17 protein-coding genes, 16 tRNA genes, 1 rRNA gene and 4 pseudogenes are annotated in these 21,672 nt (G+C 46.0%); 8 read left to right on the forward strand and 30 right to left on the reverse strand.

Annotated elements, in window-relative coordinates:
- Positions 1-69 precede the first annotated feature (69 nt).
- Entirely contained in the window at positions 70-315 is a 246-nt protein-coding gene (locus GBH70_RS05880; RefSeq protein WP_259370049.1) for a MarC family protein, read from the forward strand.
- Here GBH70_RS05880 and GBH70_RS05885 read toward each other — a convergent pair.
- On the reverse strand, positions 250-1,179 hold the full coding sequence (locus GBH70_RS05885) for a manganese-dependent inorganic pyrophosphatase (protein WP_151680179.1): 930 nt from the start codon (positions 1,177-1,179) through the stop codon (positions 250-252). The two genes, GBH70_RS05880 and GBH70_RS05885, sit on opposite strands and share 66 nt — an antisense overlap.
- Positions 1,180-1,361: 182 nt before the next feature.
- Here GBH70_RS05885 and GBH70_RS05890 point away from each other — a divergent pair, with 182 nt between their 5' ends.
- On the forward strand, positions 1,362-1,829 hold the full coding sequence (locus GBH70_RS05890; protein ID WP_151680180.1) for a ferritin-like domain-containing protein: 468 nt from the start codon (positions 1,362-1,364) through the stop codon (positions 1,827-1,829).
- A 32-nt stretch (positions 1,830-1,861) separates the two neighbouring features.
- On the opposite strand, the pseudogene GBH70_RS05895 reads toward GBH70_RS05890, so the two are convergent.
- Positions 1,862-2,696, reverse strand: a pseudogene (locus GBH70_RS05895) (proline iminopeptidase-family hydrolase).
- Positions 2,697-2,846: 150 nt separating this feature from the next.
- Here GBH70_RS05895 and GBH70_RS05900 point away from each other — a divergent pair.
- From GBH70_RS05900 to GBH70_RS05910, 3 genes are read left to right on the forward strand one after another with little or no spacing between them, the layout of a single operon-like run.
- Positions 2,847-3,644 (forward strand): amino acid ABC transporter substrate-binding protein, encoded by a 798-nt coding sequence (locus tag GBH70_RS05900; RefSeq protein ID WP_151680181.1) that lies wholly within the window; start codon positions 2,847-2,849, stop codon positions 3,642-3,644.
- On the forward strand, positions 3,631-4,323 hold the full coding sequence (locus GBH70_RS05905) for an amino acid ABC transporter permease (RefSeq protein ID WP_151680182.1): 693 nt from the start codon (positions 3,631-3,633) through the stop codon (positions 4,321-4,323). Before GBH70_RS05900 ends, GBH70_RS05905 begins: the two co-directional genes overlap by 14 nt.
- Positions 4,324-4,335: 12 nt before the next feature.
- Positions 4,336-5,073 carry an amino acid ABC transporter ATP-binding protein gene (locus GBH70_RS05910; RefSeq protein ID WP_151680183.1) on the forward strand — a complete coding sequence of 246 codons (738 nt, stop codon included), beginning with the start codon at positions 4,336-4,338 and terminating at the stop codon, positions 5,071-5,073.
- A 244-nt stretch (positions 5,074-5,317) separates the two neighbouring features.
- On the opposite strand, the gene GBH70_RS05915 is transcribed toward GBH70_RS05910, so the two are convergent.
- Complete coding sequence (locus tag GBH70_RS05915; RefSeq protein ID WP_151680184.1) at positions 5,318-6,148, reverse strand: formate/nitrite transporter family protein; 831 nt, start codon at positions 6,146-6,148, stop codon at positions 5,318-5,320.
- 379 nt (positions 6,149-6,527) lie between these two features.
- Between GBH70_RS05915 and GBH70_RS17115 the strand changes: the two are divergent.
- A pseudogene (locus tag GBH70_RS17115) lies at positions 6,528-7,069 on the forward strand (ISLre2 family transposase); the annotation flags it as partial.
- Between the two features lie 426 nt (positions 7,070-7,495).
- Here GBH70_RS17115 and GBH70_RS05920 read toward each other — a convergent pair.
- On the reverse strand, positions 7,496-8,656 hold the full coding sequence (locus tag GBH70_RS05920) for an iron-containing alcohol dehydrogenase (RefSeq protein WP_151680185.1): 1,161 nt from the start codon (positions 8,654-8,656) through the stop codon (positions 7,496-7,498).
- A gap of 402 nt (positions 8,657-9,058) precedes the next feature.
- Here GBH70_RS05920 and pflB point away from each other — a divergent pair, with 402 nt between their 5' ends.
- Complete coding sequence (gene pflB, locus GBH70_RS05925; RefSeq protein ID WP_151680186.1) at positions 9,059-11,323, forward strand: formate C-acetyltransferase; 2,265 nt, start codon at positions 9,059-9,061, stop codon at positions 11,321-11,323.
- A gap of 100 nt (positions 11,324-11,423) precedes the next feature.
- Positions 11,424-12,170, forward strand: coding sequence for a pyruvate formate-lyase-activating protein (pflA, locus tag GBH70_RS05930; protein WP_151680187.1), 747 nt, complete (start codon positions 11,424-11,426; stop codon positions 12,168-12,170).
- 42 nt (positions 12,171-12,212) lie between these two features.
- Here the strand turns inward: pflA and GBH70_RS05935 are convergent.
- The 26 genes and pseudogenes from GBH70_RS05935 to rrf all read right to left on the reverse strand — a co-directional run.
- Positions 12,213-12,613, reverse strand: a pseudogene (locus tag GBH70_RS05935) (glutathione-dependent formaldehyde dehydrogenase); the annotation flags it as partial.
- Positions 12,614-12,652: 39 nt separating this feature from the next.
- Positions 12,653-12,739 (reverse strand): annotated as a pseudogene (locus GBH70_RS17785) (hypothetical protein); the annotation flags it as partial.
- A gap of 148 nt (positions 12,740-12,887) precedes the next feature.
- Positions 12,888-13,421: an NADPH-dependent FMN reductase gene (locus tag GBH70_RS05940; RefSeq protein ID WP_151680197.1), complete on the reverse strand. Its 534-nt coding sequence runs from the start codon at positions 13,419-13,421 to the stop codon at positions 12,888-12,890.
- Positions 13,422-13,446: 25 nt separating this feature from the next.
- Entirely contained in the window at positions 13,447-13,980 is a 534-nt protein-coding gene (locus GBH70_RS05945) for a DUF6241 domain-containing protein (RefSeq protein ID WP_151680188.1), read from the reverse strand.
- A 148-nt stretch (positions 13,981-14,128) separates the two neighbouring features.
- Complete coding sequence (locus tag GBH70_RS05950) at positions 14,129-15,109, reverse strand: DUF2705 family protein (protein ID WP_151680189.1); 981 nt, start codon at positions 15,107-15,109, stop codon at positions 14,129-14,131.
- Entirely contained in the window at positions 15,106-16,017 is a 912-nt protein-coding gene (locus tag GBH70_RS05955) for an ABC transporter ATP-binding protein (protein ID WP_151680190.1), read from the reverse strand. Before GBH70_RS05955 ends, GBH70_RS05950 begins: the two co-directional genes overlap by 4 nt.
- A complete protein-coding gene (locus GBH70_RS05960) occupies positions 16,014-16,817 on the reverse strand; it encodes a GDSL-type esterase/lipase family protein (protein ID WP_151680191.1) in 804 nt (267 codons plus the stop codon). Before GBH70_RS05960 ends, GBH70_RS05955 begins: the two co-directional genes overlap by 4 nt.
- A 467-nt stretch (positions 16,818-17,284) precedes the next feature.
- Positions 17,285-17,367, reverse strand: a tRNA-Leu gene (locus GBH70_RS05965).
- A 136-nt stretch (positions 17,368-17,503) separates the two neighbouring features.
- Entirely contained in the window at positions 17,504-18,517 is a 1,014-nt protein-coding gene (locus tag GBH70_RS05970) for an LLM class flavin-dependent oxidoreductase (protein WP_151680192.1), read from the reverse strand.
- A 137-nt stretch (positions 18,518-18,654) separates the two neighbouring features.
- Positions 18,655-19,782: a zinc-dependent alcohol dehydrogenase family protein gene (locus tag GBH70_RS05975; RefSeq protein WP_151680193.1), complete on the reverse strand. Its 1,128-nt coding sequence runs from the start codon at positions 19,780-19,782 to the stop codon at positions 18,655-18,657.
- 227 nt (positions 19,783-20,009) lie between these two features.
- Positions 20,010-20,092 (reverse strand) — tRNA-Leu (locus tag GBH70_RS05980).
- Between the two features lie 10 nt (positions 20,093-20,102).
- Positions 20,103-20,176: transfer RNA gene (locus tag GBH70_RS05985), tRNA-Cys, on the reverse strand.
- A gap of 5 nt (positions 20,177-20,181) precedes the next feature.
- A tRNA-Gly gene (locus GBH70_RS05990) sits at positions 20,182-20,256 on the reverse strand.
- A gap of 3 nt (positions 20,257-20,259) precedes the next feature.
- A tRNA-Gln gene (locus tag GBH70_RS05995) sits at positions 20,260-20,331 on the reverse strand.
- Between the two features lie 8 nt (positions 20,332-20,339).
- Positions 20,340-20,415, reverse strand: a tRNA-His gene (locus GBH70_RS06000).
- Positions 20,416-20,425: 10 nt separating this feature from the next.
- Positions 20,426-20,499 (reverse strand) — tRNA-Trp (locus GBH70_RS06005).
- 5 nt (positions 20,500-20,504) lie between these two features.
- Positions 20,505-20,589, reverse strand: a tRNA-Tyr gene (locus tag GBH70_RS06010).
- Between the two features lie 8 nt (positions 20,590-20,597).
- A tRNA-Thr gene (locus GBH70_RS06015) sits at positions 20,598-20,673 on the reverse strand.
- A 3-nt stretch (positions 20,674-20,676) separates the two neighbouring features.
- Positions 20,677-20,752, reverse strand: a tRNA-Phe gene (locus tag GBH70_RS06020).
- Between the two features lie 21 nt (positions 20,753-20,773).
- Positions 20,774-20,849, reverse strand: a tRNA-Asp gene (locus GBH70_RS06025).
- 14 nt (positions 20,850-20,863) lie between these two features.
- A tRNA-Met gene (locus GBH70_RS06030) sits at positions 20,864-20,937 on the reverse strand.
- 9 nt (positions 20,938-20,946) lie between these two features.
- Positions 20,947-21,022, reverse strand: a tRNA-Val gene (locus GBH70_RS06035).
- A 15-nt stretch (positions 21,023-21,037) separates the two neighbouring features.
- A tRNA-Glu gene (locus GBH70_RS06040) sits at positions 21,038-21,112 on the reverse strand.
- 16 nt (positions 21,113-21,128) lie between these two features.
- Positions 21,129-21,221: transfer RNA gene (locus tag GBH70_RS06045), tRNA-Ser, on the reverse strand.
- 7 nt (positions 21,222-21,228) lie between these two features.
- Positions 21,229-21,300: transfer RNA gene (locus tag GBH70_RS06050), tRNA-Asn, on the reverse strand.
- Positions 21,301-21,307: 7 nt separating this feature from the next.
- Positions 21,308-21,423: ribosomal RNA gene (rrf, locus tag GBH70_RS06055) — 5S ribosomal RNA — on the reverse strand.
- Positions 21,424-21,672: the final 249 nt, after the last annotated feature.

The following is a 21,672-nucleotide window of genomic DNA, read 5'->3' on the forward strand; positions in this document are numbered from 1 at the left end:
AATTCCCGAAAAACCGTTACATCTTCAACCTTCCGGGTAATGTAATGGAAAATCTATATTAAAGAAGGAGTGAGGGGATTGTGTGGCGAGATTATAAAACTTTCGCCCGGTTTTTTTGCCGTGATGAACCCGCTCGGCAATATTCCAATTTTTATTTCATTAACCGGCGGATACACCGTGAAAAATAAGCGAAATTCACAGGACGAGTCTGTAAAAAAATCCGGTGCCATGTGCGGGCACCGGATTTTTTTAACCGTTAAACGCTTCTGTCAAAACCGGAACAATTTGTTTTTTGCGAGATACGACACCTTTTAACGTTGCCGTATTATTTTCGAGCTTCACATTGTACGCTTTTTCGACAATATTAGCCGATTTTCCGAGGGCAAGCCCGACGGAATCATTCGTTAAGATGTCCGTCACAACAAACAGGAACAGGTCGAGACCCCTGTTTTCAATTTCGGATTGGATGGCCTGCTCGAGTTCCGCCTGTTTTACAAACACATCATTCGTGTCGACCGCATTGACTTGGGCAATGACGACTTTATGTCCGGCCATGTCGAATTCTTTTGCATCTAATAAAATGAGCTGTTCAACCGTTTTGTCGCTCAAATCAGCGCCGGCTTTCAGCATTTCCAGACCATATGTATTCGCATCAACACCGGCAATTTCCGCCAGTTCTTTCGCTGCCTTCACATCTTCTTCCGTGCACGTCGGAGATTTAAACAGCAGGGAATCGGAAATGATGGCGGAAAGCATCAATCCGGCTGTTTCTTTGCGGATTTCAACGCCGTTTTCTTTATATAATTTATTTAAAATTGTCGCCGTGCAGCCGACCGGTTCCGCGCGGTAATAGAGCGGGTCGCTTGTTTCAAAATTGGCGATGCGGTGATGATCGACAACTTCCAAAACACGCACATTTTCGATATCATCGACGCTTTGCTGGCGTTCGTTATGGTCAACGAGAATGACGTTTTTTACTTCATTTGCGACCGATTGGACAAGGCGCGGTGCTTCCGCATGGAACGTTTCCAAAGCGAATTTCGTTTCATTGTTCAGCTCCCCTAAACGGACCGCTTCCGCTTCGACACCTAATTTTGTTTTTAATTCTGCATACGCAATGGCTGAACAGATTGCATCAGTATCCGGATTTTTATGCCCAAAAACAAGTACTTTTTCCATTCTTTTGCTCCTTTTCTTTGAGAATTAAAGGCTCGCGCGGCGGGATCCGCCACAGACATTACTATTATAAAGCATTTCCGGCAATTTTTTAAACTCTGTATTGGTGCTTTGGGAAAACATATCGGAACCATCCTCATCCGTCCGGCATAAATTATTACGGTTAAAAATGAGGAGGGAAACCGATGTATTATGACCCATACGATTATGAAATCGGATATAGAAATGTACAGCCAGGAGCCGGAAATCCGCAGCAGGCGGTTTTTCTTGCCAACCTGATTCGGGCAATTAACGGCGAATACAGTGCGATTGCCTGCTATGAACAGATTGCGCGCAGAGCCCCGTCACCCCAATTCCGCGACATCATCATGGAAATCCGTGATGACGAAATCCGGCATTTTCAAACGTTTTCGGGATTTTACACCAATATCACAGGCACAAGGCCGCAGCCAAAAATCAATGAGCCGTGCCCGCCCACTTATACGGGCGGTTTGGAATTTGGGGTAAAAGACGAGCAAAATACCGTCGATTTTTACAGGAAAATTGCCAATTCAGTACAGGATCCTGTGATGAAAATGGCGTTTGAAGATGCCGCAAAAGACGAACAGCACCACGCTGTCTGGTTTCTTTACCTGCTCATGAAAGTCCGCTGACCCCAAGCGGATGCCGTTTGGGGTCTTTGGGGTCACACCCCGGACAAAAATTCCCGGATGACGCGCACATACGCTTCCGGCTCTTCCAAATACGGCTGGTGGGAACTGTGCTCAAACACATGGAACTTGGCCCCCGGAATACACCTGCTGTAAGCTTCTACCGTTTCCGGCACCGCTTCATCATAACGGCCGCATGTAAACAGGGCAGGCGGCCTGTAACATCAAAAGTTTTCAAGTTACCGGTCGGGTAAAATTCCGACGGCCCCCACATGGTCACGTACACTTCTTCATTTGGCTGCGCAAATTCCGATTCCAATTCTTTCGGCTTTTCATCAAGCCGGTTTACAAATTTTTCATAACAAACTTTCATTACTTCTTTGTACTCTTCTGAATCCGTCCTGCCTTCCCGCTCACAGCGCGCCAACGTTTCCTGCACATCAACGGGTAGCTGCTTCCGATGCTCATCCTGGTCTTTTTTCCACTGCACCACACTTAAGCACGGCCCTGAAAAAATAATACTTTTTACACCTGCAGGTTGCTCCAGCAAATAACTTGCAGCAAGCATTGTCCCCATGAATGGCCGAGGATGTGCACTTCTTTTAAATTGAGCGCCTCCCGTACCTGCCCAAGCTCTTCCGTAAATCTTTCCAGTTTCCAAAGCACGGATCATGGGGCCGGTCCGATCTCCCGGAACCGAGCTGGTCGTAAAAATGACGAGCCGTTCATCCCCAGCGCTTCCAGGGCCAGCATCGGCATATGTGTTCCCCCCGGCCCGCCGTGCAGCACAATAAGCGGCGTTTTATTCCCTGTGCTCGTTTTTTTGTAATACACCCTGCCTCCGGTGACATGGACAAATCTTTCTTTCATTGGAAACACCCTTTCATTTTAAAACGTCTCTTTTACCAGTTTACAATATGTCAGGCTGGATATTTTTCATTGAATTGGTTAAAATACAAATTGCTGGGTAAAACATAGTAAGACACTTAGAATTATATTTTGTAAATGGGAGTTGACATCATGGGCAAATACATTAAATGGCTGGCTGTTGCTTGTTTGCTGCTTGCATTAACCGCGTGCGGAAACAACACAGACAACCAGAACGTATCAAAATCAAACGACTTATATGACCAAATCAAAAAGAAAGGCGTCCTCCTGATCGGAACGGAAGGAACATACCCGCCTTTTTCTTACCACGAGAACGGTAAACTAACCGGGTATGATATCGATGTTGCAAAGGAAGTCGCCAAACGGCTCGGATTAAAAGCTGAATTTAAAGAAACACAGTGGGATGCGATGTTCGCAGGCCTCAACTCAAAACGGTTTGATATGATCGCAAACCAGGTCGGCATCCGCCCCGACCGTGAGAAAAAATATGATTTTTCAACACCTTACACGGTTTCAAAAGCGGTTGTTATTGTCCGAAAAAACAATACGGATATTAAGTCTTTCACTGATTTAAAGGGCAAAAAAACGGCGCAGTCGCTCACCAGCAACTATGCTGACATCGCCAAACAAAACGGCGCCCAAATCGTGAGCGTTGAAGGTTTTAACCAGGCAATCCAGCTTCTGACTTCAAACCGCGTGGAAGCGACAATCAACGATTCATTAACTTATCTGGATTATAAAAAACAAAAACCGGATGCGCAGATCAAAGTTGCCGCCACAGCAAATGATGCCGGCAAAACCGCCTTTATGTTCCGGAAAAATTCCGGAAAATTGGTGGATAAAGTCAATGATGCTTTAAACGATATGAAAAAAGACGGCACATTAACAAAAATATCAAAGAAATGGTTTGGTGAAGATGTATCTCAATAATCTGGGGTTTATCAGCAATGAACAGCTGCAATTAGCACAAAGTTCCCTTCTGCCGATGGTGAAGGGAGCTTTATATTATACCATTCCTTTAACTTTGATTACATTCTGCATCGGCCTCGTACTGGCACTTGTCACCGCGCTGGCGAGAATTTCAAGCATAAAGCCGCTGCAGTGGATTGCGCGTGTTTATGTTTCGGCGATCCGCGGTACGCCATTGCTTGTGCAATTATTTATCATCTTTTACGGGCTGCCGTCCGTCGGGATCACGATCAATCCTTTTCCTGCCGCCATCATCGGCTTCTCGCTTAATGTCGGTGCGTATGCATCCGAAATTATCAGGGCTGCGATTTTGTCAATCCCAAAAGGGCAGTGGGAAGCTGCCTATGCAATCGGCATGAATTATATGCAGGCGCTCAGAAGGATCGTGCTGCCGCAGGCCGTCCGCGTATCGGTACCGCCGCTGTCGAATACGTTTATCAGCCTTGTAAAAGATACCTCTTTGGCTTCCCTGATTTTGGTGACCGAATTATTCCGGAAAGCGCAGGAAATCGCCTCTACGACATATGAATTTATGCTGCTGTATGTGGAAGCCGCTCTCCTGTATTGGGCCATTTGTTTTATTTTATCCGTCATCCAGCAAAAAATTGAAGGGCGTTTTGACAAATATGTCAGTAGGTAAGGGGGGCTAACATTGATCACAATTGAAAATTTGCATAAACAATTCGGCAGCCTTGAAGTGTTAAAAGGCATTAACCTTAAGGTTGAAAAAGGGAAAGTAGTTGTCATTATCGGTCCGTCCGGTTCCGGCAAAACGACGCTGCTCCGTTGTCTGAATGCGCTTGAAGTCCCTTCGAAAGGCACAATCCAAATCGGCGGTTTAAAAATCGATTTTTCCCAACCCGCCGATAAAAAAGCGATCTCGGCTTTGCGCAGAAAATCCGGCATGGTATTCCAGCAGTACAATCTTTTTCCGCATAAAACGGTGCTGGAAAATGTGATCGAGGGCCCTGTGATTGTAAAAAAAGAAAACCGGCAGGCAGCGGTACAAAAAGCAGAGACACTGCTCGAGAAAGTAGGCCTGCTTGATAAAAAAGATGCGTATCCGTTCAGTTTATCCGGCGGGCAGCAGCAGCGCGCCGGCATTGCCCGCGCCCTTGCAATGGAACCGGAAGTGATGCTCTTTGACGAACCGACGTCCGCGCTCGATCCGGAATTGGTCAGCGGCGTGCTGAACGTAATGAAGGAACTGGCTGAAGAAGGTATGACGATGGTCGTTGTCACCCATGAAATGCGGTTTGCGCGGGAAGCAGCGGATGAAGTCATTTTTATGGATCAGGGCGTTATTGTCGAGCAAGGCAGGCCGGAAGAGTTGTTTGGAGATCCAAAACACGGGCGCACAAGGCAATTTCTGCAGCTGATACAAAGTTAATGGAAAAAGGGGCTGTGCCAATTAAAATTGGACAGCCCCGTTATATTTGATATAAAAGATTTTGGTTTTCTTTTGCGGCCCCCGTAAAGATACACTTTATCCGATTTATGACTTGAAATGTCTTTTCAGCCATTTTAACCGTGAATCTTTGCTAAAATTTTTACTCCGAATCAACCTTTAGAAACCTTATAAGAACTGTTTTGTCAAAATTTTATATCTTGATTTATCTTTTAAATTTCAAACATTATTTTTCCGCTGAAAAATTTGATACCGTTTTTGTTTCAATCACGGTAACAGAAGCTTTATCTTTTTTCTTAGAGGTTAAGAAAGCGTACATTGCGCCGACAAATACGCCGCCGCCGATCATATTGCCGATTGTCACAACCCCCAAGTTATGGAGAATACCAGCCAGTGTGATCGTATCCGGGTGCGGTGCTGCCAAGGATAACGAGAACAATACCATATTGGCAATGCTGTGCTCGTAGCCGGAAATGACGAATCCGAACACAAGAAGCATCATCGAAGCAATTTTTGTGCCGTCGCCTTTTACATTGATCGGCACCCAGAAAGCCAAACATACGAGCCAGTTACAAAGAATAGAGCGAAATAGCATTTGTGTAGTGGTCAAACTGATTTTTCCACTGACAACTGTCATTAAAAACTGGCTGTTTTCCGTATCGGCATAAAGCCCGGTATAATGAATGAACAAACCGAAAATCGCGGCGCCGATAATATTGCCGGCGTATGTTGCCGCCCAGTTTGCCAGTGCATCTTTCCATGTAGTTGCTTTTTTCAGCGTACTCATCGAAAACATCATCGTATTTCCGGTGAAAAGCTCTCCGCCGCCGAACATAATCAAAACGAGTGCTGCGCCGAAAAAGATCGAACTCATAAAAGAAGTAACTGGCGATTTTGCATCAAAAAACGGCTCTGCAAGGCGATAACAAATAATGATGGCGAAACCGATAAACATACTTGCCAGAGCTGCTTTTGTCACATAACGGAGCAGCGATTCTTCCAACACTTTTTTCTTATTGAGTGCCATTTGAATAACCGAATCAACGGCTTCGTACATAAATAACCATCTCCATCGTGAAGTATTTAATTGTGAATTCTGTCACAAACAACTGCTTTTCTATCATATCGCCATTTCTCCTATTTGTGTATGTATAAATTTTGAACGTTTATGAAGCGATTTCACCAAAGCTGGACAAGCCGAAATGCGGATGCCCCGCGTTCAGACAGACAAATAGGGGGCTGTCCCAAACAACTTCATTTCTAAGTAGACATCACTATACACGAAAATGAGTATTGGCTGGCCTGTAGCCTAAATTATTTCATTATCGTAAATAATGGAATAAGCAGGTTACAGGCCGTAGCTTTTTTGATGGATTAAAACCCGTGTCCCAAAAAGCACGGATGATTACAAACAGCGACGGAGGATCAGGGTATAGACATTCGTGGGAGGAAAAAGTGAAGTGAAGGAACAGGTTAAAAAAGCGATAAATACCCGTGATTTAGGCAGGTTTATATTGCATTTAGATACCTATAAAAGTACATTGGCGGATGAGAAGCATCTCAAAAAACCAAGGAGTTCCGTACTTATATCCCAAAAGAACTAGAAACGCATTTTTGACTGGAGAGAGAAAGTGGAAAATGTGCCGGGCGGTGCCAGAGAATCCAACCAAAGGCACATCTGGGGGATGCATTGGAGCAAAGAAGGCGGGGAAGCCATGGTTAAAATAACAAGGAATGCTCAACCAACCGGACATTAAGAAATGCTTATCTGAAACACCAAACAAGAAGCGCAAGAAAGCAGCGCGAATAGAAGCAAGCTGTAAAACCCGCCCAGCTGCTTAAACAGCCTGTACGCCCGTCAATCGGTGCAAAACAGGGATCAATCAGCCTGTATACAAGCACTGTATCAGCAATAGGGAATTTAAGCAAGATATTTAGGTTTTTCACCTGGATAAGGGGCAATCCCAACATCCTTTAAAAAGCTGGGAATATAAATGATCGCTAATTTCTGAGACTTCTGCGGGAAAAGCGAGCCGGGCGAGACCCAGTGTGCTTGAGGGACGAGCGAGGAGGCTCGCGACGCGTGCGGAAAGCGAGTAAATTTCGCGATCATCATATGCCCGGTTTAACTGCTTTTGGGATTGCCCCTTATCCAGAGAAGCAAGCAAAGCGCTGTAGCCAAAAGCGTACAAAGAGTGTCTGGAAATCACTGATTTTTAAACGATGTCGAGAAAAACTTGACACATACAATATACAGAGAAAATACAAAAAACCGCCTTTTCCATTATAATGTAAGTGTCTAGCAAACATTGAATGGAGGCGGTTTTTTTGAGTAACTTTTCAACTACCTTTATTGATTATAACAGAAGAGATGTCCCTTTATTTGTTCTATTTTTTATAATATTTACATTGCAGCCGCAATAATGGCTTCGACTTCTTTTTGCGTCGGTTTGCGCGGGTTTGTGGCCGCGCACGCATCCTGCATCGCATGCTTGGCGAGGATTTCGATGTCTTCTTCTTTTGCCCCGAGTTCCTTGAAGCCTTTCGGAATGTTCAGTTGTTCCGCCAGCCTTTCGATTGCTGCAATCGCTTTTTCCGCCGCTTCTTGTACGCTTAATCCTTCTGTCCTTTCGCCCAATGCCGCGGCAATGTCCGCAAATCTTTCTTTCCGCGCAATCAGGTTGAACCGGCAGACATGCGGGAGTAAAATGGCATTGCAGACACCGTGCGGCAAATTATAAAAGCCGCCGAATTGGTGTGCAATCGCATGGACATAACCCAAAGACGCATTGTTGAATGCCATGCCGGCCAGATACTGCGCATATACCATTTGTTCGCGTGCTTCGATGTCGTGTCCGTTTGCGACAGCCCGCGGCAAATATTTCGGGATAATTTGAATCGCTTTAATCGCGCATGCATCCGTAATCGGCGTTGCTGCCGTCGAAACATACGCTTCAACCGCGTGCGTCAATGCATCAAGGCCGGTTGCAGCGGTCAAAGATGGCGGCATACCAACCATTAACAACGGATCATTGATTGATAAAACCGGCGTTACATGTTTATCAACAATCGCCATTTTTACTTTTCGGCTCGTATCGGTAATAATGGTGAATTTCGTCATTTCACTTGCGGTTCCGGCTGTCGTGTTAATGGCAACTAAAGGCACCATCGGCTTTTCGGAACGGTCGAGCCCTTCATAGTCATGGATTCTGCCACCGTTCGCCACGACAAGTCCGATCCCTTTCGCACAGTCATGCGCGCTGCCGCCGCCAAGCGAAACGATCGAGTCGCATTTTTCTTCCTCATATACTTTTAACCCGTCTTCCACATTTTTATCTGTCGGGTTTGGTTCGGCTTTTGGGTAAATAGCCACTTCTAGGCCGGCTTCCTTGATGTACTTTGCAATTTTATCAGAATACCCAAGCTGATGAAGTCCTGCATCTGTTACAATTAGCGGCTTACGGCATCCAAGATTTTTTAGACTGATTCCAATGTCTTCAGCTGTTCCCTGCCCAAATAAGTTTAAGGTAGGCATTTGAAAATCAGTACGCAATCCTGTCAACATCTTTACCACTCCTTTGTGTAACTGCTTTCATAAATTACTATACAGCAATCGCTTTCATTAGGATGTGTCCAATTTGTGAAACATTGAACATTTTCCTTCAAAGTTTTCCAATTAAAAAATTTCTATTCAGAAAACAAATATTGTGAAATAATGAGCAAATTGTTTTATAACAGTTCAGACTCGTTTCTTCCTATTATATATCTATTGGCAGATAATTTGAACATTCTTTGAAAACTGCATTTTTTCGCGGAAAAATGTGAGCGATATCACTATCTTTTTTTTGAATGACATGCTATGATGAAAGCGTATTAAGGAATGCTCACTAATGAGCAAATAACTTCATCCATTTTTTTAGGCACTATGTTGAAGTCTTACTACAAGGCTTGAAGGAGGCCCATTCAAATGACTGAACAATTGCTTACAAAAGCACCACTCAGCAAAGAACAATGGAAAGGCTTTAAAGGCGGCAACTGGCAAAATGAAATCGACGTTAGGGATTTTATCCTGAAAAATGTAACCCCTTACGAAGGCGATGAAAGTTTCCTCGCCGGCCCGACAGAAGCTACATTGAAATTATGGAATCAAGTCATGGAATTATCCAAGCAGGAACGCGAAAAAGGCGGCGTTCTTGATATGGATACGAAAGTTGTTTCTACCATCACTTCACACGCACCTGGATATTTAAACAAAGAGCTTGAAAAAATTGTCGGTCTGCAAACAGACAAACCATTAAAACGCGCTTTGATGCCATTTGGCGGCATCCGCATGGCGGAAAATTCCTTAAAATCATACGGCTATGAAATCGATCCGGAAATCAAACATATTTTTACGGAATGGCGGAAAACACATAACCAAGGCGTATTCGATGCTTATACTCCGGAAATCAAAATGGCGCGCCATGCCGGAATCGTTACAGGACTTCCGGATGCATACGGGCGCGGCCGCATCATTGGCGACTACCGACGTGTTGCATTGTACGGGGTTGACTATTTAATTGAGCAAAAGAAAAAAGACTTCGATTTAATCGGAAACGGCGTCATGACGGAGGACGTCATCAGGGAACGCGAAGAACATTCCGAACAAATTCGCGCTTTGCAAGAATTGAAACAAATGGCCCAAAGCTACGGATTCGATATTTCCGAACCGGCTTCAAACGCCCGCGAAGCTTTTCAATGGCTGTATTTTGCATACCTTGCCGCCATTAAAGAACAAAACGGTGCAGCGATGAGCTTGGGCCGCACCTCCACTTTCCTTGATATTTATATTGAAAGGGATTTGAAAAACGGTGTCCTGACAGAAAGGGAAGCGCAGGAACTCGTTGACCATTTCGTCATGAAACTCCGCCTTGTCAAATTTGCAAGGACCGAAGAATACAACGAACTATTCAGCGGCGACCCGACATGGGTTACGGAATCGATCGGCGGGATGGCACTGGACGGCCGCACGCTCGTTACAAAAAATTCGTTCCGCTTCCTGAATACGCTCGACAACTTAGGCCCTGCGCCTGAACCGAACTTGACCGTGCTGTGGTCGACAAAACTGCCGGATAAATGGAAACAATATTGCGCGAAAATGTCAATTAAAACGAGCGCCATCCAATACGAAAACGATGACTTGATGCGTGAAGAATACGGCGATGATTACGGTATTGCCTGCTGCGTATCGGCAATGCGGATCGGCAAACAAATGCAATTCTTCGGCGCCCGTGTAAACTTGGCAAAAGCTTTGCTGTATGCCATTAACGGTGGCATTGATGAACGACTGAAAGTCCAGGTTGCGCCTCCTTACCGGCCGATTACTTCAGAATATCTGGATTATGATGAAGTTATGGAAAAATACGACCGGATGCTTGACTGGCTTGCAGGCGTATACGTCAATGCAATGAACATCATCCATTACATGCATGACAAATATTCTTATGAACGGCTTGAAATGGCGTTGCATGACCGCAAAATTTTGCGCACAATGGCATTCGGCGTTGCCGGCCTGTCCGTTGCAGTTGACTCTTTAAGCGCAATTAAATATGCGAAAGTCAAAGTTATCCGCGATGAAAACGGCCTTGCGGTTGACTATGAAGTCGAAGGTGATTTCCCGAAATACGGCAACAACGACGACCGTGTCGACGAAATTGCTGTAAACCTTGTAAAAACGTTCATGGAAAAACTGAGAAAACATCCGACTTACCGCAATTCGGTTCCTACTTCTTCTATCTTGACGATTACTTCAAACGTTGTATACGGAAAGAAAACGGGAAGCACACCGGATGGAAGGAAAGCCGGAGAACCGTTTGCGCCAGGCGCCAACCCGATGCATGGCCGCGATACGCATGGTGCAGTCGCCTCGCTGAGCTCTGTTGCGAAACTGCCTTATAAATATTCGCTGGACGGCATTTCCAACACGTTCTCCATCGTGCCGGAAGCTCTCGGACATGAAGAAGATACACGCGTATCCAACTTGGACGGCATGTTGGACGGTTATATGGCGAAGAAAGCGCATCATCTGAACGTCAACGTCTTGCATCGTGAAACATTGCTGGATGCAATGGATCATCCGGAAAAATATCCGCAATTAACGATCCGTGTATCCGGATATGCAGTTAATTTCATTAAACTGACAAGGGAACAACAATTGGAAGTCATTAACCGTACATTCCATGAAATGATGTAATCGATAAAAACAAAGGGCGGCATGCACTCCATGCCCCCTCCCCTTTTTTGAAGCCTGAACTTGTGGAAGTCCAGAAATCTAAAAGAAGGATTTGATTTTTATGAAAATCTCAACGAGTATTCATTCGACCGAATCATTTGGAACCGTCGACGGCCCTGGAATCCGCTATGTCGTATTCACGCAAGGCTGCCCGTTGCGATGCAAATTTTGCCATAACCCGGATACTTGGAAAATAAACGAAGGCAAAGAAATGACCGTAGATGAAATTATGAAAGACGTGCAGGACTATTTGCCTTTTATCGAAGCTTCCGGCGGCGGCATTACAGTCAGCGGCGGCGAGCCTTTGCTGCATATCGATTTTCTGATCGAACTGTTTAAAGCATGCAAGGAGATTGGCGTCCATACGTGCATTGATACAGCAGGCGGAAATTTTTCCCACAGCACGCGGTTTATGAAAGGCCTGGATGAATTGATGAAATATACGGATCTTGTATTGCTGGACATAAAACATATTGACCCCGAAAAGCACAAATGGCTGACGGGCATGTCTAACGAGCATATTCTTGATTTTGCCCACTATCTGTCTGATAAACACATCCCGGTATGGATCCGCCACGTGCTCGTTCCGGGTGTGGATACCGATAAAGATTTGTATAAAACATCCGATTTCATCCACTCGCTTCCAAACGTTGAAAAAATCGAAATCCTTCCGTACCACAAGTTGGGCGTATACAAATACGAAGCTCTCGGCATCGACTATCCTTTGAAGGGGATCGAGCCGCCGACAAAAAAAGAAGTGGCACATGCAGAGTATATTTTAAAACGGGAGTTTGAAACCGTAAAGTAAACCGAAAAAGTGCCGGTGTACAGAACACCCGGCACTTTTTCATTACGGCTTCAGTACGACTTTAATGCAATGATCTTCATGGTCGTTAAAATTTTATACGCATCGCTAGCTTTGCCGAGCAATATTTTATGGGTGACAATTTCATTCTGGTCAAACTTTTTTCTCCAAATATCGATAAAAAGTTTCGTCATGTAGTAGAGAGCAGGCGCCTGCCCCATTTTTAATGTAATATTTCGTCCAAACAACCTGCCGAGCGGAGACGCATTATAAATCGACCCACCTATACACACTTGTCAGCTGGATCGTGCCGAATTTGCGGTCCGCTTCCATTGCAATCTGGATGGCACTGATCGTCCCGCCCTGAAGCTTGAGTTTCTGTTCAATCGCTTCAATTGCCGATTTTTTCCGTCCATACCGGCACAGTCAATGACCACATCCGGCCCGACTTCTTCGACAATCCCCATTGGTTCATGTCCGATGATAAATCCCGGCCGGACCGGCAATGTGCCTTTATAAATATGAAAATCCGACCCGCAAATCATCCGCCGATGTATCCATCGAAATATCATCCTGTTTTTTGATAACCGGATCGCCCAACTTCATTCACCAAAATATCTTTCGCGCCTTGAACCGTAACTGCTTTCACACTTATAACCCCCCCGTATACTGGCTATCAATGTATACCCTTCTTTTCTGCTTATGTATACGAGGAAATGTTTATTCCAAGCCTTTTTTCAGCTGCAAAAGCTCCCGGGCAAGCCGCCTGATGCGCGCCTGGATATCGGGGTTTAAAATTTCATTGTCTTCATTAAAATCATCATCAAGGATAAACACATTCCGGACGGCGCAAGTTGCTTTTAAAAACGATAAAACCGGCTTCAGCTGGTACTCGGCAACCAAAAAATGCTTATCCGATCCGCCGTTTATCACGATGCCGCAAACCTTGGACTGGAAAGCATCCCGGTGCAGATGGTCGAGCAGATTTTTCAGAGCGCCGGTAATGGACGCCTGGTAAATCGGCGAACCGAAAACAAGGATATCTGCATCCAACAGCTTGTTTACGGCCTCGATAGTGTCGTCATTATAGTAGGAAAGTGGAAACCCCTTAACAAATTCCACCTCGTAATCTTTTAAATCAAGCAATTCTGTTTCCACATTCGGATCTTCGGCTTTTGCAGCCATCAGCACTTCATAAACGCCGATCGATGTTTTCTCGCCGGTAAGCGAGCCTGATACGCCTAAAATTTTCACTTTCTCCACTTCCTGATGCTCATGATTATTTAAAATTTTTCTTAATGTATGCCGCTTCTTCGGCCGGCGTCAACAGCCTCTGTGCTTTTCCGATATTGCCGTGCTGGTAGGACCATACTTCATTATGGGCTTTGACCGCATTGCTGAAGTCACCTTTTTCCCACGGTTTTAAAATCCTAAGAAGCATGTGCTGCAGTCCGGGATCCCCGAAATTTTTGTTTTGGATGGCCATATATAATGCGTCCACCTTATCCTTCGTAATTTCGGAAACACCCCATTTTTCGCTTGCCTCCACTTTTTGATGCGTCATATTATGTACTTCCTGTACCAATTCATCCTCGCTCATGCTGCTGTATGCCGGCATTTCGTTTTTCGGCGTCTTCTGTCGGAAGCTTGCTTTGATCACGGCTTTCGCTTCCGTTTCTTCCTCCGCTGCCGGCTTTTTCGCGGGTGCCGCCTCTGTGGCGATGGCTTCCCCTTTATTAAAGTAAAAATAAGTGACGCCTGCAATAAACATGGACGCAGCAATCCCCATTCCAACGATAAACCGTTTAATCACAGCATCTCCCCCTTTTGTTTTGCCATAACGGATTTCGCCCCGCTCTATAAAAAATCCTGCTTTATCATTTTATTAATGGTACTGTTCATTTTTACTGTTTTTCTCTGAATTTCACTTTGTTTTCACAGTAGTCCCGCAAATGCCGCGTCTAATAAACATCCCGTTTCATAAACACAACGAAAGAAACAATGAGAGAAAATACAAGCCAGACAGAAAGGACAGCTATTGAGAAGCCGAGCGTCATTCCTTCAACCGGTGGGCTGGACCCGTTTACATAATTGGTCAGCTGGAGATTTACCATAAACAAATATTTCGCGCTCGGCCAGGCGGAAACCATATTCGTGAGGATGGCGCCCGCGATTAACGATGACAGCATGATCCCCATCACAGCAGCTGTGCTTCGCAAAAGGACGGACAGCATAAACGTGAGACTTCCGGCCACAACACAAACAAACCAGGCAAGGCCGAGCTCCATTAACAAATACGACCATTGCGGAACCGAATGCACATGGGTTGTTAATAATTCGTTTCCTTTTGTTGTAAAGCCCGTCAGCATCGGCAGGTTCCATCCGCTGTAACCGAATACGATCCCGGAAATGGCATACGTCAAAACCGCCGTACATAATAAAATAAACGAAACCGAGAGCAGCATCGCGATATATTTGCTGAGGAGGATTTTCCATCTTTTGACCGGCCTTGTCAAAAGCAATTTGATTGTCCCTCTACTTGTCTCGGAAGAAACGATATCGCTCGCCGCCACCATTACAAACAGCGGCAGAAGCAGGCCGATTGCATTTTCGATAAACACCCGCATAAACGTCGGGGCACCCGGCGCGTTCGGGTTAATATTATGGTTTAAATAATACTGTTCCTGGCTTAATGTAATCCGCAAATATTTTTTAAAATCATCGGAAAGGCTTGCAGAACCAAGCCGGTTTTGTGTATCGACAATCTGCTTTTGGAGCTGGACCCTCCAGTCGCTTGTCCCCATTTTTTCCTGTAGTGATTTCGATTCTTTGTACTGTGCATACGTAAAAATTGGAACAAGGCAGGCAATGATCAGGATAATTACAAGGATTCGCTTTTTCTTCCACAGCTTAAGCTGCTCATTATAAATCAACTTGGTCAACGGTGTTCGCCCCCTGTCAGATCCAAAAATAAATCCTCAAGCGCCGGCAGCACAGCCTTCATTTCTTTTACCTCTACCCCGTTTTCAACGAGCTTCCGGTTCCACCCGGCGATTCTGCCTTCATCATAAGGGGTGGCCAAAATACAGCCTTCCCCTTCCGTAACCTGCGTTTCTTCTGCAAGCAGGGCGCGCGCTTTTTCTAGAGGCTCTGCCTTCCAAAAGATGCGCTCTTTTTCGGCAAGCAGCTCGTGGACGCTTCCTGTACGGATCACTTTCCCCTCGTTAATAATGGCGACCTTATCGCACATTAACTGCACCTCGCCCAACAAATGCGATGAAACGAGCACACTCATGCCTTCCTTTCCCGCCAAAGAACGGATAAATTCGCGCATCTCCCGGATGCCGGCAGGGTCCAGGCCGTTTGTCGGCTCATCCAGAATCAATAGCTTCGGGTTCCCAAGCAGCGCCTGTGCAATGCCGAGCCTTTGCCGCATGCCGAGCGAATATGTTTTCACTTTGTCGTGGATGCGCGCGCTTAAATCAACAAGTTCCGCGACTTCGTCAATCCTTTTTTTCGGAATCGACGGATCCATCCTTGCAAAATATTCAAGATTTTCATAGCCGGTCAAATACGGGTACATTTCCGGATTTTCTACGATGCAACCGAGATTTTTCATCGCTTCCGTAAACTCGGTCTGTACATTTTTGCCGGCGATTAAAATTTTTCCGGAAGTCGGGCGGATCAATCCGGTCAGCATCCGGATCGTCGTCGTTTTCCCCGCCCCGTTTGGCCCGAGAAACCCGAACACCTCCCCGGGCCTTACTTCGAAGCTGATGCCTTTAATGATTTCTTTTTTGCCGATTTTTTTATGGACATCAATCACTTGAAGCGCCGGTACATCCGTCATTTTGCATCCTCCTCGCTAAAATGGATCAGGGAAGCAACGCGCTCTCCGATCAGCTTGTACCCGGCTGTGTTCGGATGGAATTTGTCGCTGTACAAATAGTCGTTTGTATTCAATTCAAAAAGGTCAAATGTCGGCACATAGACGATTTTCGGGTAGCTTGCCGCAAGAGATGCAGAATCAAAATTCCACTGTCTGACAATGGCCGACGTCAGTTTGGAACGCTTCAGGTCAATAAACGGATTATAAAGCCCTATATGATAAACCGTTGCCGTTTTGTTGGCCGCTCGGATTGCGGCATAAATCTGCTTCAAGTTGGCCAAATACGGCTTTTCCAATTTTTGAATGTATGCTTCATTCAAATGATCGAGCGCCTCGCCGCCCTGGAATAAATCATTGCCGCCGATTGTGAGCAAAATGATATCGGCATTCCGGAGTTCGCGCCTGATTTGTGGCTTGTTGATCTGTTCAAGCAGCCCGCTAGAAGTAAGCCCTTTAATGCCGTTATTTTGCAGCAGAATTTTCTTTTTCGTTTTTTTCTTTAAATCATCCGCGAGATAGCCGGCATACCCTTTTCCCGACGTATCGCCCGTGCCCCTTGTCAGCGAGTCGCCAATTGCCGTGATGACAATTTGCTTTGTATTGCCGGCTTTTGGCGTGTCCGCACCCGTTCCGGATTTTTCCACCTTTACAGATTTTGCTTCTGTCGTTTGGTCTATCAGCACCGTTCCCAGCCCTGCCAGGAAAAAAAGCGCCGAAACGAAGGAGACAATCGAGATGGCGGAAATCAAATGCCTGTTCATTTGACCATACCTTTCTTCTTTATATACATACAGGATAGCAAAGTGGAAGGAATTTTTGAAATGGGGCGCTTTAACGGAAACCAAAAGCAACATGAATACGTGCACGGCCGGAGCCGGACATGTGGAATACAATATTCATTTTTGTTTTTGAAAAATAGGATTATAATGTGGTTAATGAAAGGTACAGCTTCATCGTATATGCAGTCAAATACGTTTTTCGGGGAATAAAAATAGCAGTTTTGATGAATATACTGCTTGTGGCGCGGGCATATTTGGGTGGCTTGGGTTTAATATAGCGTTAATTCCAACCGTATTACGAAAAAGTATTAACCGGATGGGAATCAGCTCTTATATTGTTATTTCAGAACTTTCATATCAACCATTTATTGAATAATGTATTTCCCCTTAACAAGAAAGGGGACTTTAAAAGCCCGCTAACATGATTGCGGGCTTTTAACAAATAAGTATACCGGTGGTCGGGGTCGAACCGACACGGGATAAACCCACACGATTTTGAGTCGTGCGCGTCTGCCAATTCCGCCACACCGGCAAAATATAATGTGCTGATGGAGATCACTTATATAATTATAACCAGATCTAAAAAATTGTCAACCGGATTTCAAAAAAAGATTTTACAACATCATAACCTGCCCGTTCCGGATTTTCTCCGAAACGGGCTTTTTTCCTTAATCCTGTTTCAGCCCGGCCAGCAATTCATAAGAACGGAGCCGGTCTTCATGGTTGTATATATGTGAAACAAACATCAATTCATCCGCTTCTGTTTCATCAAGTAAATCCTGCAACTTATCTTTAATTGTCTCTTTCGAACCGATAAACGCATATTCGAGCTGGCGCCGCGCCATCTCTTCCTCATAAGGCGTCCAAATGCCTTCCATGCTGTTGACAGGAGGTTGGAGCTGCTGTGATCTTCCCCGGATCACGCCGAGGAAAAACTGGAACAGGCTCGTGGCGGTCCGCTCCGCTTCCTTATCCGTATCCGCCGCGATCCCATTGACGCAAAGCAATACATACGGCTCCTTCAAATAGGCGGACGGCTTGAAATTTTCCCTGTAAATGTACAGAGCATCAAACAGCTGCGCTGGCGCAAAATGACTCGCAAAAGCAAATGGCAACCCGAGCTTTGCAGCTAGCGTCGCGCTGTACGTACTTGACCCGAGAAGCCAGACAGGTACCTCAACGCCTTCTGCCACCACGGCCCGCGCGTAAGTCCGTCGCTCTTGTTCTGTAAGAAAATAGTTCATCAGCTCCTGGACATTGTTTGGAAAATCCATTTCACTGCCCTTTAAATTCCGGCGGAGCGCTAACGCTGTCAGTTGGTCTGTTCCCGGCGCACGCCCAAGCCCGAGGTCAATCCTGCCCGGGTAAATCGAACCAAGCGTCCCGAACTGTTCCGCCACAACCAGCGGCGCATGGTTCGGAAGCATCACCCCGCCAGACCCGACGCGGATCGTATTTGTACCGGATGCAATATATCCAACTAAAACAGCTGTGGCAGAACTGGCCACACCTGCCATATTATGATGCTCCGCCAGCCAAAAGCGCTTGTAACCCCATTTTTCCACATGCCGGGCGAGATCCAAGCTATTTTTAAAAGAATCCGCAGGCGTTTTTCCTGCCAATATCGGGATTAAATCCAAAACAGAAAATGCAATGTCTTTCAGTTCTTTTCGATTGCCCATTGTCCGCTTCCTTTCAAAAACTATTAGAAAGATACATATATTGTAAAATAGCATCTCCCCAATCGGAAGCAATATGCTTTGCCAGCTGTTTGTGCTCTTTGCATAAAGTGAAAAGCTGATTTTTAGAACCAACTGGGTTACTCAAATTTAATAATAATCCTCGATGAATCCCCTTTTGCCAATTTATCGAACCCTTCATTAATCTCTTCCAAAGTTATAAAATCGCTCACCAATCGGTCAACCGGCAAGCGGCCGTTTTTAAACAAATCGATAAAATGGGGAATATCCCTTTCCGGAACACAACTGCCAAGATATGACCCTTTCAAAGTCCTTTCCTCTGCCGTTAGCGTAACATACGGGAAAGAAAAATGATGTTCAGGGTGCGGCAATCCCGTTGTGACGGTTGTACCACCGCGTTTTGTAATCCCGTAAGCCACTTCCATCGCCGTCACTGCCCCCGCCGTTTCAAATACATAATCAAGCCCGCCGCCGGTTGCTTCCAGGATTTTCTTCACAACATCAGCATTTTTAGAGTTAAAGACATCCGTTGCCCCCAACTTTTTCGCCTGTTTTAATTTATTTTCATTAATGTCTACAGCAACCACACGGCTGGCCCCCGCGGAAACAGCCCCGATCAATGCACTTAATCCAACGCCGCCCAAGCCAACAACGGCAACCGTGCTCCCTAACTTTATGCGGGCAGTATTAACAACTGCGCCTACGCCTGTAATTACAGCACATCCAAAAAGAGCCAGTTTTTCAAATGGAATATCTTTGTCCACTTTAATTAAAGAACGGCGCGACACAACAGCGTATTCAGAAAAAGCGGATACGCCGAGATGGTGTTTCACATCCTTTTTTCCTACATGCAGCCGGATGCCGCCCCCGATTAATGTGCCTGCCGTATTTGATGCCGCCCCTGTTTCACATAACGCCGGGCGCCCCTCCTTGCATGGCAAACAATGTCCGCAGCTTGGCACAAAGACACAGACAACATGGTCACCCGGCTCCAGGTCAACCACACCTTCGCCTGTTTTTATGACTTCACCGGAAGCCTCATGTCCCAGCGCCATTGGTAAAGGCCGCGGTCTGCTTCCATTCACGACCGACAAATCTGAATGACATAAACTGGCCGCCTTCATTTTGACTAATACTTCCCCATATTCTGGTTCATCCAGCTCCAATGTTTCAATTTTAATCGGTTTGCTTTCTTCATAAGGCACGGGTGCACCCGATTCCCACAGTACAGCAGATTTAATTTTCATTTCTTCATCTCCCCAGGAAATTCAAGGCATTATGTAATATTATTCCGATTATTATATAACAATGAAATTTTAATTTATATTTCGTTTTTTGTAAACGCTTTTATTCTTTATCTTTCTATACAAACTTGAACTTTCCTATGCCACTGTACATTTTGTTATAAAAAAAACAGCGCCTGTTCGTATTTGGGCGCCGTTTTTATTCATTACGATTAAGTACGATTAAGTTATACCGGTGGTCGGAGTCGAACCGACACGGGATAAACCCACACGATTTTGAGTCGTGCGCGTCTGCCAATTCCGCCACACCGGCAAAATATTGATGGAGGCGGCAACCGGAATCGAACCGGTGATAAAGGTTTTGCAGACCTCTGCCTTACCTCTTGGCTATGCCGCCATCAATGGAGCGGAAGACGGGACTCGAACCCGCGACCCCCACCTTGGCAAGGTGGTGTTCTACCGCTGAACTACTTCCGCATACTGGGCCAGCTGGATTCGAACCAGCGCATCACGGAGTCAAAGTCCGTTGCCTTACCGCTTGGCTATGGCCCAATCAAGTATGGGGCGGATGGTGGGAATCGAACCCACGAATGCCGGAGCCACAATCCGGTGCGTTAACCACTTCGCCACAACCGCCATTTTAAAGTGGCAGGGGCAGTAGGAATCGAACCCACACTGGAGGTTTTGGAGACCTCTGTTCTACCTTTAAACTATGCCCCTGTACATGGTGGAGGGGGACGGATTCGAACCGCCGAACCCTGAGGGAGCGGATTTACAGTCCGCCGCGTTTAGCCACTTCGCTACCCCTCCATATTGCGTGGTGCCGGCCAGAGGACTTGAACCCCCAACCTACTGATTACAAGTCAGTTGCTCTACCAATTGAGCTAGACCGGCCAGTGGTGGCTCGGGACGGAATCGAACCGCCGACACAAGGATTTTCAGTCCTTTGCTCTACCGACTGAGCTACCGAGCCACGTTTATGTATCAAAGTGAATGGCGGTCCCGACGGGACTCGAACCCGCGATCTCCTGCGTGACAGGCAGGCGTGATAACCGCTACACTACGGGACCTTCTATTATGTAAATTGCGGGGGCAGGATTTGAACCTGCGACCTTCGGGTTATGAGCCCGACGAGCTACCAGACTGCTCCACCCCGCGATAATAATATGGTGGAGGATGACGGGATCGAACCGCCGACCCTCTGCTTGTAAGGCAGATGCTCTCCCAGCTGAGCTAATCCTCCTGAATATGTAAGAAATGGTGACCCGTACGGGATTCGAACCCGTGTTACCGCCGTGAAAGGGCGGTGTCTTAACCGCTTGACCAACGGGCCAATGTATAAGTAATAATGGCGGAGAGCAAGGGATTCGAACCCTTGAGACAGCTTTTAGCCGCCTACACGATTTCCAATCGTGCTCCTTCGACCTCTCGGACAGCTCTCCATCATAACTCCGCAGGTAGGATTCGAACCTACGACCGATCGGTTAACAGCCGATTGCTCTACCACTGAGCTACTGCGGAATATCTGGCCCGGCAACGTCCTACTCTCGCAGGGGGAACCCCCCAACTACCATCGGCGCTGGGAAGCTTAACTTCCGTGTTCGGGATGGGAACGGGTGTGGCCTTCCCGCCTTCATCACCGGACCTTAATGGCAAAAATTATTCTACCAAAAATAATTTTTGTTTTCAATAGGAAATTTTTATTTATTCCCTCAAAACCGGATGGGAGAGAAACCTTAAACCTTGAATCTTGAATTTGTCCAGCTCCAGCGCCTATCGGCTAGCGTATTTCTACGTCTTCTCCCTACGATAAGTCAACATCGGCTCGATACCTCACCGTGTTTCCTTTATCTCAGTCGAAATCCGTACGCCGATAAACGAGGCGCTTCCGCT

This window comes from Weizmannia acidilactici, from assembly GCF_008974225.1.
GTDB classification, from domain to species: domain Bacteria; phylum Bacillota; class Bacilli; order Bacillales; family Bacillaceae_C; genus Weizmannia; species Weizmannia acidilactici.

Excerpts from the sequence above, each read along its gene's own strand:
- GBH70_RS05885 (WP_151680179.1), bottom strand. The coding sequence starts at position 1,179 with ATGGAAAAAGTACTTGTTTTTGGGCATAAAAATCCGGATACTGATGCA.
- GBH70_RS05890 (WP_151680180.1), top strand. The coding sequence starts at position 1,362 with ATGTATTATGACCCATACGATTATGAAATCGGATATAGAAATGTACAG.
- GBH70_RS05900 (WP_151680181.1), top strand. The coding sequence starts at position 2,847 with ATGGGCAAATACATTAAATGGCTGGCTGTTGCTTGTTTGCTGCTTGCA.
- GBH70_RS05905 (WP_151680182.1), top strand. The coding sequence starts at position 3,631 with ATGTATCTCAATAATCTGGGGTTTATCAGCAATGAACAGCTGCAATTA.
- GBH70_RS05915 (WP_151680184.1), bottom strand. The coding sequence starts at position 6,148 with ATGTACGAAGCCGTTGATTCGGTTATTCAAATGGCACTCAATAAGAAA.
- GBH70_RS05920 (WP_151680185.1), bottom strand. The coding sequence starts at position 8,656 with ATGTTGACAGGATTGCGTACTGATTTTCAAATGCCTACCTTAAACTTA.
- pflB (WP_151680186.1), top strand. The coding sequence starts at position 9,059 with ATGACTGAACAATTGCTTACAAAAGCACCACTCAGCAAAGAACAATGG.
- pflA (WP_151680187.1), top strand. The coding sequence starts at position 11,424 with ATGAAAATCTCAACGAGTATTCATTCGACCGAATCATTTGGAACCGTC.
- GBH70_RS05955 (WP_151680190.1), bottom strand. The coding sequence starts at position 16,017 with ATGACGGATGTACCGGCGCTTCAAGTGATTGATGTCCATAAAAAAATC.
- GBH70_RS05960 (WP_151680191.1), bottom strand. The coding sequence starts at position 16,817 with ATGAACAGGCATTTGATTTCCGCCATCTCGATTGTCTCCTTCGTTTCG.
- GBH70_RS05970 (WP_151680192.1), bottom strand. The coding sequence starts at position 18,517 with ATGGGCAATCGAAAAGAACTGAAAGACATTGCATTTTCTGTTTTGGAT.
- GBH70_RS05975 (WP_151680193.1), bottom strand. The coding sequence starts at position 19,782 with ATGAAAATTAAATCTGCTGTACTGTGGGAATCGGGTGCACCCGTGCCT.